Below are 14,199 nucleotides of genomic sequence, written 5' to 3' on the forward strand. Positions count from 1 at the left end.
ATGGCTCAGAGCGGCTCTATCTTGACCGACAGCACGGCCGAGTAGGACTCGGCTTTCGGTTTGCTGCCAAACGCCGGCGTAATGGAGAGCTTCAGTTCACCGCTGCTGAGCCCCGTAATGACCGGCTGTTTGCCGCCGGAGAAGTCCAGCTTCTGGCTGCCGGCAGAGAGACACAGCTGCACAATCCCCTTGGGGGAGGGGGCGATGCAGCTGCCCTCGTAATCAGAGGCGGAGAAGACATATCTGAACTTTGCGTCTCCCGGGCACTTGCCCGTTATGGGAATATTCGCTCCACTGACTCCGGGAATGACATTTCCGACATTGTTTCCGTCGTTCATGGCCGGCACGTAAGTGATGTCCGGCATCGTGATGGTGGCCGGCATACTCACGTCGCATACCTCCACGACGGTACCCTTAATCGTGACCGTCCCGGCATCAATGGCCGCAGAGGGGAGTGCGACGGGCAGCAGGCTTAGTGCGGCTATCCGGATAACGTCTCTGAGGCTTGCCTCATGGTCATTCTTCATTCTCAGTCCGCTTAATCTCTTCATTTACAGTTCTCCGTCACCTGTATCAGTGCGCCACTTTTGTCCTGTTCCGGGAGTTGGTAGTGCGCCGTGCACTGTTCGTCACGGCCCTGTCCCCACTGCGCCTTTATCGTGCCCTTTGGCGACAAGCCGGAGAGGAACACCTGGCCTTCATCACCGACTATACTGCCGTTGTCACCCGAGGAGACGGAGGTGCCAAAGGGCAGCGGTTTTCCCTGGTGCATCAGCGTTATTAGTGCCCGCAAGCCGTTGCGGGCCTTGAATTCGGCCCTGACGATGGCGCCACGGGTCGGCACTACCCTGCTGACGGGGTTGTCGATTTCCGTACGGTCATCAAGCTTGGTCGTATCCAGCGCAATGCGGTTTTCCCGATACACTGCGGCATACGGCATCACCGTGTATCCGCGCCAGTCTGTTTTCACCCCTCCGCCACTGCCTACCGGGACGTTTGCCGCGCCGGGGGCAGCCACCAGGACGCTGGTATCACCCAGGGGCTGGCTTAGCGTCAGTCCATTGCGATGCAGCACCATCCCGCCTGAGACGCCATAACTGGTCTGGCTGTAGCTGTCGCTGTGGCTGTAACCGAGGTTGGCATTGCCGTATCCACCGAGATAATAAAGACTGGCGCTGCTGCTGTTGCCGCCGTCACGGGAGTGGCCCTGGCTGACGTTCCAGCTCAGGTTGTTCTGCTCCAGCGCCGAGCCGCTCAGACCCAGCTGCTGAGTGGTGTTGCCGCGCCCGTCACGTCCGCCGCTCAGCGTCGCGTAGACCGGTGGGCTGCCTGACGGCAGCCAGCGCTCCAGCGGCACCGAAAGCGACAGATAGAGTGCCCGGTCTGTTTGGCCCAACCCGGCATTACGGGTCTGGTTGTAAGAGATACTGTAATTGGTCGTGCCCAGCATGCCGCTGAAGCCTGCCTGCAGAGACTCGCTGGCCCCTTGCCGGTTCCAGTAGGTCTGCCGACTGCCGGTCAGGTAGAGGGAGCCGATGTCGCCCAGCCGCTGGGAGATATTGGCCTGTATCCGCTGGCGCTTGCTGTCATAAAGGTTGTAATAGTCGGTGACCGGCCGGCGTACCGCACGGCCGTCCGCGTCCACTTCTTTTGGGTCATACAGCCAGCCCGACATGCCCTTTAGCGCTGTTTCGTCCAGGGTGTGGAAGCCCTGAGTCGAATAGCGATAGCCGGTCAGTTGGAAAGTGGTTCCCAGTTCATTGAGCGAACGAGCGTACAAGAAGCGCAGGGACTGGCCTTCATGATGACTGCCGTCGGCCAACTGGCTGTTGGCATGGGTGACGTCAGCTGAAATAGCCCCCCACAGACCCATGTTGAAGCCCGCCCCCAGCGTGCCGGCGCGATAGTGGTCGGCAACCTGCAAGCCGCCGTAAGCGGTGAGATTGTGCGGCAGGCCCCATGCCAGCGTGGACTGCATGAACGTCGGCTTTTCATATCGGTCACTGTTGCTGCGCAGCTGTCCCGCCGTGACCGCATAGGTCACGCGGCCCTGGCGGAGCATCAGCGGAACCGAGGAATAGGGTACGGTAAAGACTCGTCGGGTACCGTCGGCCTCGACGACCGTCACTTCCAGGTCACCGCTGGCGTACATGGGATAAAGGTCGTCAATCACAAACGGTCCCGGCGCCACGTTCATTCGGTACATCTCGTACCCGTTTTGCCGTACCGTCACCCGGGCATTGCCGACAGCGGTACCGCGGATTATCGGGGCATAGCCTCGCTGGCTGTCCGGGAACATGCTGTCATCGGTCATCAGACGCGCGCCGCGAAATCCCACGGAATCAAAGATGTCACCGTCGGTGGTGACATCACCGACGGTAAGCCGGCTGCGCAGGGGGATGATGTCACGTTCGACATAGGCACTTCCGTGTTGCCAGGTGTTGTCGCTGTAGTGGTCGCTGTGATATCCGTTCCAGGTCATGTCATCCCGCAGGCGCCAGGCACCAAGGTTGACGCCGCCACTGAGGCGCAGATAGTGACTGCGACTATTGCCGTACCGTCCGCGGTTGTCGCTGCCGCTGGCATTGTAATTGAGCAGTATCGCGGGTATGCCCTCATCCCACTGCTCGGGCGGTATCCAGCCATGGGGTCTTTTTAGCAGGGAGGCCTGTGGAATGCTCAGCGCTAAACGCATGCGCTGAAAGTCAAAGTAAGTGGTTGCCTCCGGCACCAGCGTGGCCACATTCAGGCACGCGCTGTCCGAGTCCGGCGTAGCCGGATCGGCATGCTGTTTGTCCAGGCGCGTCAGTATTTCCGGACGCAGGCTTAGCAACCTGACATCAGCCTCACTGAGGCAGGCCATCAATCCGGTCTTGTCGGTAATGCCGGGCTGTTGGCCGGCGTGTGAAAGCGTGATAAAGGACAGCGTGCGGTTGGCAACGGTGTTCTCATTGACCACAATGTCCACCTGGTAGCGGCCGGGCATCTGCCCCCCCTGCTGAAATTGCGACAGGTCCGCCACCGATTGCACATCGCCAAGTAACGACGGTGGAAACCAAAGCTCTTCTGCGACGGCAATACCCGGCACATGAAGAAGCATCACTGACAGGGCGAGCGGTGACAGGATAAAACAGCGACGCCACCGCTGTAGGGCCTTACAGGGGGAGTGGCAACCGCCTATTTTGCAAATTCTTTTCTTATTCATCGTGCAATATCCCTTTCTAATCGCTCTTTCCTTAACCCTTGTCGTCAGGCCATTAGTGCATCACGCCTTTTTGTGCCGGTGTAATACCGCCATAGTCGTTGATGGTGCTGAAGGTAATGTCGCCGCCTGCGCCGCCCGGCAAGGCAACGGAAGAATGACTTTTGGGCGCCACCATGACGTCCGACAGGGCAGTGGTACCTGATTTGAGATTGGTAATTGTGAGGTAATACGGCGTCGGGTTGCTGATGCTGAGGCTTTTGCCCTCGACCCGAAAACGCAGCGCCGCCGGTGCGGCATCGGGTTGAATTTTGAGCCCGTCGGGGCGTACGAACAGCTTGATGCGGGTGACGGTCGCCAGCATCAGGGCGTTTTTGCCTTCAAGGGCTTTCTTGTCTATTGAGGGAATAGCCTTGGCATTAAAGAAATAGAGGCTTTCCCGGTCGCGGGGCAGTTCTCCGCCGGTATAGACCAGGCGCAGCATGTTTTCGTTATTGGGCCCGGAGGCAAACAGAGGCGGTGTGACGACAAAGTCCTTGCTTTTGCGACCGTCACTGTCTTCAGCCCAGGATTGCACCAGGAAAGTCATTTTTTTGTCTGTATTGTGCACGGACACCGACTGCTGACGGCTGTCCTGAGGATAAATGATGCGGGTTCCACCCAGCACAATGCCGCCGGCGTGTGTGCACAGCGGTAACATGCCGAAAAAAGAGAGCAGCAGTACGCCCGCTTTTTGCTGAAAAAAGCGTGTGAAGTTCATGTTTTTATTCCTGATAAAGCCAGCCCCCCCTGCTGGCGGGGCTGGAAAGCATTAAATGAATTACAGGTAGGTCAGGTAGAAGTCCACGCTGCCGTTGGCGGCACCTGGCTTCACGTCTTTACTCAGAGAGATGAACTGAGCCTGGAAGGCCAGATTGTTTTCGCCCTTTTCAAGCGCAATGCTTGCGGTCTTGCCCGAGCCATCCACGACGACCGGCTCGCCGTTTCTCAGGATTTGGATCCCCACGTTTTGAGCCGCGTTTGAACCCCCGACCAGAGCCAGGGTGGTGTTAGAGCCTTTGGCGGGACTGCCACTGAATTTCACCTGGACATTTTTCATGGTGTCCACCGAGCAGTCGACAAGCTTGATGTTGAAGTTTTTCCCCACGGAAGTGGCGCCGGGTTCTTTGCTGAGCGAGGCCGTGCGATACTGACCCAGCTCGGTGATTTGGCCATCATAAGGGATGTCAACGGCACAAGGGGCATCGACCATTTTACCCACGAACTTGATGGTGCCGCCCTTGACCGTGACAGACACCGGGGGGGTACCTTCATCCGCCAGGGCAGTGGAGGAACTCAGAGAAGACATCAGCACCAGCGGAGTGGCAACGGCCAATAACGTTTTTCGCATGTTCATAGTAACTATCCTTAATTAAATATAATGACTTGCAGGTGTTTAATTCAGCGTCCGTGCGTTAAATGACACCGAAAAAAATCAAATCGCCAAGGCTGAATCAATTCAGTTTTGGTGATTTTTGAATAATAATTCGATTGTCTGACGCTGATTTTGTGATTAACCATTCATTGATTTTGGGAATATATTCTCTGTGGAGTGCCTCCTGTTCTTTATTGATCTCCGCTTAAAAGCATGGGGTTAAAAACTTAAATATTCCCTAAACGGAAAAAAATTAAACACAAAACGATCATTTATTCTGAAAATAATAAATAATGACAACAAAAATAGATCTAAATCCCGTGAGATGTTACAATTTGCGGCATAATTATCTTTATTTGGTAATTATTCGATACAAAAGATCGACAAGCATCTTGTTTTTGGTGTATTGATCTATTTAAGGGCTATGTAAAGACCGTGTGAATGGGTGGGGTGTCATGTTAATGCGTGGTGGGTGAGGTATTGTTTAGGGGGCCTCGCATTATGAATAACAATGATATTTTATGTTGCTAACTTCGGTTGGCATTCCTGTCTTACGTGGTTTTTCACCGTGAGGACCCTATTACTCTTCAGGGTTGTTTATGTTATTGGTAGAGGAGGGGTGTCTCTGTCATTTCAAATGAGATCGTGAAATCGAGATTTTTTATTTGTTTGATGAAAGATGCTTTCACAATGGAAGAAGGCAAGGGAAAAGAATATGTGTCAACACCAGGGAATAATCAGCGTTAGGCAAAAAAAGACTATACAAAACATATTCAGCCAGATAGGGCCCTCAATATTGCGTCGATTAAACCCCTTTTGCTGGCGTGATCCGGGAGGACTGGCCGTTTGCGCATTGGTTGGGGTCATGCTTGCAGGATGTTCGAGCAAATCGCCGTCTGTCCCTATTTCCACTGACAATCGGGGGTATGCTGTTGACCGGACCCATTCGTCAGCGGCTCAGAATGAACGAGTACGCTTTCTCGTCCTGCATTACACCGCGCTCAATGATGATGAATCTCTGAAAACGCTCACCGGTGAGCAGGTCAGTGCACATTATCTGGTGCCGCAGTATCCAACGCTCAGAGAAGCGCGCCCGGTGGTTTATCAGTTGGTTGACGAGAACAAGCGTGCCTGGCATGCCGGCCTCAGTAACTGGCATGGCCGGGTCAATCTGAATGATTCTTCCATCGGTATAGAGACTGTGAATCGGGGATTTACTGATGACATGCTCGGAAGAAGAACCTGGTATTCCTGGCCATCAGCCCAGATAGACGCTGTTGCAGTGCTTGCTCGGGATATCATTCAACGTTATCAGATAGCACCCTATAACGTATTGGGACACAGCGACGTTGCACCAACACGCAAACAGGATCCCGGCATGCTTTTTCCCTGGAAGTCGCTGGCAGCACAGGGTATCGGTGCATGGCCTGATGCAAGATTGGTGGAAAAGTATCTGCGTGGCCGTGATCCGCACTCCCCGGCAGATATCAAGGTCGTTCAGGCGTTGCTGAAAAAGTATGGCTATGACGCCATTCCGCAGGAAGGCGTACTTGATGATAACACGTGGAAAACGGTGAGCGCCTTCCAGATGCATTTCAGGCCGGAGAATATCAGCGGCATCCCGGATGCAGAAACAGAAGCCATCGCTTCTGCCCTGAACGAGCAATACAGGGACAGTAAAAAATAATCTTCGGGTCGAGCCAGCGACGTTCTCTCAACGACTGCAAAGACAGATTAAGGAGCGGTAAATGCATCACAGACAGAGATTGTCTCTGGTCACTCTCGTCGGGGCCATGATGACCTTTACGCCTTTGATTGCCGGGGCCGCGCATGACGTGTTGCCTCAATGGCTTCCTGGCGAGCCAGGTAAAGCGGAAACAGAGCCGCCACACGATGGATATCTACACGGTGGTGTGCTTGAGCCCGGCCTATCCGGTGACTCATCAGATGCCTGGCATCTCGGCGCTGAGAATGTGTCTCCATCGATAGAGAAAAATGATGAAAACAATGAGAGGAAAAGCTTGCGCAATAAAAAACTGCAATGGGTCGAAAAAGACGGTCCACGCATCAGCCATTATTCCGACGTAAAACGAGATCCGATGACCGAAGACATTGTCAGGCAAAGGCAGGGAGTGACCATAACGTGGGGCGAATAAATGTGGTCGGAATGAATGCCTGTGCAGTAAATGCTGTTCTGAGCCTGGTGGATGAATTCAAACAGTCGGGTAATTATTATGGCAATAGTGCTGTCGGTGTGCTGGATGTTGTCATACTTGACTATGGCGATCTGTATGATGTCGGTATCATGTTGCAGAAAATAAGGGTAAATAAACCGACTGTCGTTATCAGTCGAGGAATATTATGGAATATGTTGCAGAAGGTAATGGGCTGCGAGCGGGCCTTCTTTATCCATCTGGCATTGTCCATCGAGGCACTGCGTTACGAGCTGAATGTTGCACTGCGTTTATGGGCTCATGGCCACAAGCCTTTTCAGCCCGTTGCGCGGCATGATAATGACGTGCGGTATCTGGTATTGGGAAAGCTGCTGGCCGGGGAAAGCCCGTATGCCATTGCCGCCAGGTTACAGGTTAGCGTGAAATACATTAGTCATCATAAATTAAAGGCACTGAATGCATTGGGGGTCCGAAACTGTCAGGAACTGGCTCCGCTGCTGGTTCGACCGCCTTATGACGTTCAATAGAGTTTCATTGCGGCAACTGTTCAGAGAGGCTCTTATCGAATAACGGCGCAATAAAATCGCTTGTGAGAAAGCAGAGGTGAGTATGGTCAGCAAAGAGGAATTGAATAATATAGCAGAAACTATCAGATATAATTATCGTTATTGTCCGCTCTGTAGAAAAGTCATTCATGTGAATGATGAGTATTGTCGATGGTGTGGGGGGAAAAGAGTTTTTGTTCGTGATCGCAGGGCTGTTTTCTGGTTTTCATTCATCCCGCTTTTCTTTTTTTTGGGTTTTTTTTCCGGGAAAGTACCGTACGGTTATCTTTCTGGTATTCCCGTTATCGTGATTTTTTGGTTTTTGGCTATCAGAAAAAAGAAGGAGACCTGGGTAAAACGAACTCTTCATAATCTGGAGCACAGATGATGATATTGATTGCGGATGATTGCCAGTTCACAGCCCTGGGGATGGGGGATTTTTTTAGTGCCACAATGTCCCATCATACCATCGTGCATGCTGAAACGTTGTCGCAGGTTGTTACTCTGCTAGAGCTGTTTTCTGTCGGATATGTGTTTCTTGGTGAAAGGAAAATTTTAAGTGAAGGCCGCATACCCCCTGCGTTGAAGTGTTACCTCCACGTTAATCATCTTACTCTGTTCTTTGTTATCACAACCATCAGGGGCGGCGCCGAGTTTGAAAAAATACCGTTCAGGAAAAACCTGTACATCCTGAATCGCAGAGGTTTGGCGCCTGTTCTGATGAAAATTGAACAGCATGGTAATGCGTTGCCCAATTCACTGTTCACACAAAACGATGACAAGCCTTTATACCTGACACACCAGGAACGGCAGGTTATTAATGTTTATTTTCAGTGCAAGACTGCCAGAGCGACCTATAACACCCTGGGCATCAAGAAGAAAACATTGTCATCACATCTGGCTAATGTCAGGTGAAAAACGAAGTTAAAGGGCATTGTGGTATACCATTCATCGAGCGCTAATCGGTGATTTTTGAAGGGATAAAGTAAAAATCAGATATGAACATGACGAGAAGAAAGCTCCTGCTTGGAGGTGGAGCGGTTGCTCTGGCGGGAGGACTTGGGTTTCTTGCACCGATGCTGACACGTGAAGGAAGACTGGTTCCCGGAAAACCGAGAGTGGGTTATGTCGAAGGTACGAAAGGCACATTGCCTGCGTACGCTGATGCAGTTGTCATCGGTGCCGGTATCCTGGGCATAATGACAGCCATTAGTCTGGTTGAACGTGGTCTATCCGTTATTATTGTTGAAAAAGGCAACGTTGCTGGTGAGCAGCCATGTCGATTTTATGGTCAGGTCATAACCTACAAAATGCCGGATGAAACATTTCTGTTGCATCATCTCGCAAAACAACGTTGGCGTGAGAAGAATGCCAAGGTGGGTGTGGATACCAGCTACCGTACTCTAGGCAGAGTTGAAGTGCCTCTGGATGAGAGCGACTTGGATAATGTTCGACAATGGATCGAGACCAAAAATAAAGAGATGGGGACCGGCATACCGTTCAGAACCCGGATTATTGAAGGCGAGGCACTGAATCAACGATTGCAGGGGGCGTCATCCGATTGGAAAATTGCCGGTTTTGAAGAGGACTCAGGCAGCCTGGATGCCGAGATCGCCGCTTTTGTCATGGTTCGGCGCGCAAAGAAAGTGGGCATTCGGATCTACACGCATTGTGCGGCACGTGGCCTTGAAACCGAAGGGGCAGAATATCTGATGTGGTAACCGAAAGGGGAACAATCAGGACTTCTCGGGTGATTTTGGCCGGTGAGGCATGGTCCAGGTTATTTATGCAGAATTTGAACATCGAAATACCTACCTTGCCGGCCTATCAATCTCAGCAGATCATCAGTGCGCCGCCTCATGCACCTGGAGGCAATGTAGCACTGCCTGGCAATATTTTCTTTCGTGAGCAAGCTGATGGTACTTATGCAACTTCACCCAGGATTATTGTGTCTCCGGTAGTGAAAGATTCCTTTGCCTACGGCTACAAGTATCTGCCGCTTCTGGAAAATCCCGACTTTTCGATTCATATTTCATTGAATGAGCAATTATTTAATTCATTCACGCAGCCAACGCATTGGCCATTGAATGGCATCTCGCCATTCGAGAAAAACCGTGATATGACAGCGCTTCCCGACATTCCTGAATTGAATGACTCCCTGGCGAAACTCAAAGTCGCATTCCCTGCATTTAAAGCCTCGACAGTGGTGGCTCGATGGAGTGGTGCCATGGCCATTGCGCCAGATGAAGTTCCCATTGTTTCTCTGGTAAATCAATATTTGGGGCTGGTCATTAATACGGCAACCGGCTGGGGTATGACGGAGAGCCCGATAACGTCCGAGATCGCTGCAGACTTGTTGCTTGGCAAGGAACCCATTTTGATCCCAAACCCTTTAGTCTTTACCGGTTTTATCGGCGTTCCCTTTAGAAAAATGCTGGCAGATTTTTTAAGGCTTTATCGTTGCTCCGATTTTTAGGGGAAATGGTATTTTTAAGGGGGTATTTCACATATACGCGATATTTTTTGAGTACTGTGAGTCAATTCATCTCTGAAAGTGAAGGGGGGTGAAGAGAGAAGGCTCGAATGTTATTGATTTAACTGATTGAAAGTAAATAATAAAATTCAGAGGTGAAGAGGATGGATAGTTTCATGATAAATCTTTTTTGTATAGCACGTTATCTGTAGGGAATTGTACTGAAGGAGGATTAGTCGGATATGTTATAAACCCATGCGAAAGCGTATAGCTGGATGTATAAATTATCATGATTATTTAATATTTTCATTTGTTATCATATTGATATGTTTTTTCTTTGACTCCTGTGATCTTCCGCCAATCCCTGACCATTTTCCTATGCTGAACGATACGGCTATCTTTAATGCAATGAGCAAGCTCGGCCGTGCGCGTCATTCGGAGGTCAACATGCGAAGTCTGGAAGATCAACTGGCCGCTTATGCTGCCTATCACCGCGATGCGCGCAATATCGCCACGCACTTTATCGGTATCCCCCTGATTGTCGTCAGCCTGCTGGCGCTGCTCTCCCGGCCGGTATGGGGCGCGGGGTGGCTGCCGTTTTCGCCGGCCTGCGTGATGGTTACCGTCGCGGCCCTTTATTACCTGCGGCTGAGTCTGCGCCTTGGCGTCATGATGCTGGCGTTGCTGCTGCTGTGCCTCATGTTCGGCGCCTGGGTGGCGTCGCTGTCGACGGCGGCGTGGCTGAGCGTCAGCATCGGCGGCTTCGTCATCGGCTGGCTGTTTCAGTTTGTCGGGCATTTCTGGGAGGGGCGAAAACCGGCGTTTATGGACGACGTGACGGGCCTGATCATCGGCCCGCTGTTCGTGCTGGCGGAAGCCTGCTTCCTGGCCGGCGGGCTACGCGAACTGCAGCGGAACATCGAAATGCGCTCGGGCAAAGTGCGCAACGGGAGGGGCTGAGATGGCGTTGATTCCCACGGTGACGGCGTTTCCGCTGCAGCAGGCTTTTATCCCGCTGCTGGAGGCGCTGACGGCGGAGCTGCCGCGCCAATTCCCGGCGCTCATCCACAGCATTTACCTCTATGGCAGCGTCGCGCGCGGCGAAGCCCTTCCCGGCGTGTCCGATCTGGACATCACGCTGTTGCTCATCAAGCCGGCCGATAGCGGGGCGTTGCAGCGTCTTGAGGCGTGGCGGCAAGCCTTTCAGCTGGAGCAGCGGCTCGTGAGCAAGGTCGACTTTGACATCGGCTGCGTTGATGAAGCATTGGCGCCGGAGCATCACGATTCCTGGGGATTTTGGCTGAAGCATCACTGCCGCTGCCTGTGGGGCGAAGACGTGTCCGCCGCTTTTCCGCTGTTTCAGCCCGATCGGCGCATCGCGTTGGCGGTCAATGCCGATTTGTACCGCGTATTGGCGCGTTATCGGGAGCAACTGCTGCAGGCAAGGACGGTATCGGATGAGAGGCGCTTAAAGCGCGAAGCGGCCAGAAAGCTGATCCGCGCCACCAATATGCTGCGCGCCGAGGGAAGCCCGTTCTGGCCGATAACGTTAACCGACTATGCCGAACAGCTATTGGCGCTTTATGCAGAGCAGCGAGATGAAATGAACTATTGGTTAGCGCATGCGGCGGGGGAGGCGAATGACGCGGATTTTAGCGACAGAATGATGCGATTTCTTGACTGGATCGAAGCACAGAAAAAAATAACGCCGGTTTGAACCGGCGTTGTCGGCGATCGTTACCCGATCGTCGGGTAATCGGTGTAGCCTTCCCGGCTGCCGCCGAAGAATTTCTCTTTGATTGGCGCATTCAGCGCCAGCCCATGTTGCAGGCGGTGAGGCAGATCCGGGTTGGCGATGAACGGGCGGCCGAAGCCGATCAGATCCGCCCAGCCTTTGGCCAGCGCTTCTTCAGCGCGTTCACGCGTGTATTTGCCCGAGTAAATCAGCGTGCCGCGGAAAATCAGGCGCAGCGACTCTTTGAACGCCGTCGGCATCACCGGAGCGTCATCCCAGTCCGCTTCGGCGATGTGAATGTAAGCGGTGCCAATATCGTTCAGCACGCTGGCCGCCGCCAGATAGGTGGCTTCCGGGGTATCGTCCTGCGAGCCCATCAGCGTGGTCAGCGGCGCCAGACGCACGCCCAGTTTCTCTTTGCCGATGGCGTCCGCCACCGCCTGCGCCACTTCCCGCAGGAAACGCAGGCGATTTTGCAGTGAACCGCCGTATTCGTCGTCGCGCTGATTCTCCCGCGAGTCGATAAACTGATTGATCAGATAGCCATTCGCGCCGTGCAGCTCTACGCCGTCGAAACCGGCGGCGATGGCGTTGCGGGCCGCCTGGGCGTAGTCGTTGACGATCGCCGGAATTTCTTCCCGCGTTAAGGCGCGCGGTGCGGAGTGCTGCACCATTTCACCCACGCCATGCTCTGGCCCGCGGCCTTCGACATCCACGAACACCTTGACCCCGTCGGCCTGGATGGCGGAGGAGGAGACCGGCGCGGCGTGGCCAGGCTGTAAAATGGTATGCGACACGCGGCCGACGTGCCAAAGCTGCGCGAAGATCTTGCCGCCGGCCTGATGTACGGCGTCGGTGACTTTTTTCCAACCGGCGATGTGTTCCGGGGTGTAAATGCCGGGCGTCCAGGCATAACCCTGGCCCTGCTGGCTGATCTGCGTGCCTTCGCTGACGATCAGCCCGGCGCTGGCGCGCTGGGCATAATATTCAGCCATCATGTCGGTGGCGACGTCGCCGGCGCCGGCACGAGAGCGGGTCATGGGCGGCATGACGATGCGATTGTTCAGCGATAAACCGTTTAAAGAATACGAGTCAAAAAGCATGACGCTTCCCTCATGTGAATTAGGCCGTAGGGCGATGATGTTTTGCTGAGGCCATTATATTTCGTCGTTTAATTCTAAAAACGCGCACAATAACAAAACACTTTTGCTCTGTGTTCAATAGTCGCGGCAGCCGCCGGTGAGCCGGTATGGCGGGTGGGCCAGGTGGCGAGAATGAACCCGATGTGCGCACGGGCGACGGCGGCTATTGCCTGTCGGCGCGTGGCTGAGATAGAGTCGGCTGCTGTTTTCCCCACGATTTTTAACAAAATCGCAAAAGTCTTTTAGCCTTCCGCCTGCTTATCTTTGGTGTGATCAATGTCATACTTTTGGCATCTTAACTTTCCCGCGCTTCGGCAGCGGTTAACCGGAGTTGTTGAATGAAAATTAACTTTCCCTTATTAGCCCTGGCGGTGGGGGCGTTCGGCATCGGCACGACCGAGTTTTCCCCGATGGGGTTGCTGCCGACGATCGCCAAAGGGGTGGACGTCTCCATCCCGATGGCCGGCATGTTGATCAGCGCCTACGCCGTTGGCGTGATGGTCGGCGCACCGCTGATGACGTTGCTGCTTTCTCACCGGGCGCGCAGAAGCGCGCTGATCTTCCTGATGGCGATCTTTACCCTGGGTAACGTGCTGTCGGCGGTTGCGCCTGACTACACCACCCTGATGCTGTCGCGCATCATCACCAGCCTGAACCACGGCGCGTTCTTTGGCCTCGGTTCAGTGGTGGCCGCCAGCGTGGTGCCGAAAGAGAAACAGGCCAGCGCCGTGGCGACCATGTTTATGGGCCTGACCATAGCCAATATCGGCGGGGTGCCGGCCGCGACCTGGCTGGGTGAAACCATCGGCTGGCGCATGTCGTTCCTGGCGACGGCCGGGCTGGGCGTGATCGCCATGCTGGGGCTGTGGTTCTCGTTGCCGAAAGGCAGCGCCGGCGCACGCCCTGATGTGAAACGTGAGCTGTCGGTGTTGGTGCGCCCGCAGGTGTTGTCCGCCTTACTGACGACCGTGCTGGGCGCGGGCGCGATGTTCACGCTCTATACCTATATCTCGCCGGTGTTGCAGCACATCACCGATGCGACGCCGCTGTTCGTGACGGTCATGCTGGTGTTGATCGGCGTCGGTTTCTCCATCGGCAACTACCTGGGCGGTAAATTCGCCGACCGCTCCGAGAGCGCGACGCTGAAGGGTTTCTTGCTGCTGCTGGTGGTCATTATGCTGGTGATCCCGTTCCTGGCGCGCAGTGAAATCGGCGCCGCGGTCAGCATGGTGATTTGGGGTGCGGCGACCTTTGCCGTGGTGCCGCCGCTGCAGATGCGCGTGATGCGTGTCGCCAGCGAAGCGCCGGGCCTGTCGTCCTCGGTCAACATCGGCGCCTTTAACCTGGGCAATGCGCTGGGCGCCGCCGCCGGTGGCGCGGTAGTCTCCGCCGGACTGGGATACAGCTTCGTGCCGGTGATGGGGGCTATTATTGCCGGATTGGCGCTGTTGCTGGTGCTGTTCACCCACCGTCAGGCCGAAAAAGTGGCCTACGCCAACGGTTAAACGATAATG

At 54.1% G+C, this 14,199-nt stretch carries 12 protein-coding genes and 1 pseudogene; 8 read left to right on the plus strand and 5 right to left on the minus strand.

All coding sequences use genetic code 11. The annotated features are described in order from the left end of the window. Positions 1-5 precede the first annotated feature (5 nt). The 4 genes from ACMGG9_RS24045 to ACMGG9_RS24060 are packed head-to-tail and all read right to left on the minus strand — an operon-like array spanning position 6 to position 4,598. A complete protein-coding gene (locus ACMGG9_RS24045) occupies positions 6-551 on the minus strand; it encodes a hypothetical protein (RefSeq protein WP_414161769.1) in 546 nt (181 codons plus the stop codon). Further along, positions 548-3,205 carry a fimbria/pilus outer membrane usher protein gene (locus ACMGG9_RS24050; protein ID WP_414161770.1) on the minus strand — a complete coding sequence of 886 codons (2,658 nt, stop codon included), beginning with the start codon at positions 3,203-3,205 and terminating at the stop codon, positions 548-550. Before ACMGG9_RS24050 ends, ACMGG9_RS24045 begins: the two co-directional genes overlap by 4 nt. 52 nt (positions 3,206-3,257) lie before the next feature. After that, positions 3,258-3,962, minus strand: a complete 705-nt coding sequence (locus ACMGG9_RS24055; protein WP_414161771.1) for a fimbria/pilus periplasmic chaperone — start codon at positions 3,960-3,962, stop codon at positions 3,258-3,260. A 60-nt stretch (positions 3,963-4,022) separates the two neighbouring features. Further along, positions 4,023-4,598, minus strand: coding sequence for a fimbrial protein (locus ACMGG9_RS24060; protein WP_414161772.1), 576 nt, complete (start codon positions 4,596-4,598; stop codon positions 4,023-4,025). An 883-nt stretch (positions 4,599-5,481) separates the two neighbouring features. On the opposite strand from ACMGG9_RS24060, the gene ACMGG9_RS24065 reads away from it, so the two are divergent. The 7 genes and pseudogenes from ACMGG9_RS24065 (at position 5,482) to ACMGG9_RS24095 (ending at position 11,525) form a co-directional block, all read left to right on the plus strand. Next, positions 5,482-6,303, plus strand: a complete 822-nt coding sequence (locus ACMGG9_RS24065) for an N-acetylmuramoyl-L-alanine amidase (protein ID WP_414161773.1) — start codon at positions 5,482-5,484, stop codon at positions 6,301-6,303. A gap of 61 nt (positions 6,304-6,364) precedes the next feature. Continuing rightward, entirely contained in the window at positions 6,365-6,772 is a 408-nt protein-coding gene (locus tag ACMGG9_RS24070; RefSeq protein WP_414161774.1) for a hypothetical protein, read from the plus strand. 11 nt (positions 6,773-6,783) lie between these two features. Next, positions 6,784-7,317: a hypothetical protein gene (locus tag ACMGG9_RS24075; protein WP_414161775.1), complete on the plus strand. Its 534-nt coding sequence runs from the start codon at positions 6,784-6,786 to the stop codon at positions 7,315-7,317. Between the two features lie 402 nt (positions 7,318-7,719). Further along, positions 7,720-8,250: a hypothetical protein gene (locus tag ACMGG9_RS24080; protein ID WP_414161776.1), complete on the plus strand. Its 531-nt coding sequence runs from the start codon at positions 7,720-7,722 to the stop codon at positions 8,248-8,250. A gap of 83 nt (positions 8,251-8,333) precedes the next feature. Next, a pseudogene (locus ACMGG9_RS24085) lies at positions 8,334-9,762 on the plus strand (NAD(P)/FAD-dependent oxidoreductase). Positions 9,763-10,255: 493 nt separating this feature from the next. Beyond that, positions 10,256-10,768, plus strand: coding sequence for a DUF962 domain-containing protein (locus tag ACMGG9_RS24090; protein ID WP_414161777.1), 513 nt, complete (start codon positions 10,256-10,258; stop codon positions 10,766-10,768). 1 nt (position 10,769) lies between these two features. Next, complete coding sequence (locus ACMGG9_RS24095) at positions 10,770-11,525, plus strand: nucleotidyltransferase family protein (protein ID WP_213588002.1); 756 nt, start codon at positions 10,770-10,772, stop codon at positions 11,523-11,525. A 20-nt stretch (positions 11,526-11,545) separates the two neighbouring features. Here ACMGG9_RS24095 and ACMGG9_RS24100 read toward each other — a convergent pair whose 3' ends face one another. Beyond that, entirely contained in the window at positions 11,546-12,646 is a 1,101-nt protein-coding gene (locus ACMGG9_RS24100) for an alkene reductase (RefSeq protein WP_342193317.1), read from the minus strand. A gap of 377 nt (positions 12,647-13,023) precedes the next feature. Between ACMGG9_RS24100 and ACMGG9_RS24105 the strand changes: the two genes are divergently transcribed. After that, the gene (locus ACMGG9_RS24105) at positions 13,024-14,190 is read left to right on the plus strand and encodes an MFS transporter (RefSeq protein WP_033645072.1); all 1,167 of its coding nucleotides are present in this window, start codon (positions 13,024-13,026) and stop codon (positions 14,188-14,190) included. Positions 14,191-14,199: the final 9 nt, after the last annotated feature.

The organism is Serratia sp. BNK-10 (assembly GCF_047456065.1).
In the GTDB taxonomy this organism is placed as follows: Bacteria; Pseudomonadota; Gammaproteobacteria; order Enterobacterales; family Enterobacteriaceae; genus Serratia; species Serratia ureilytica.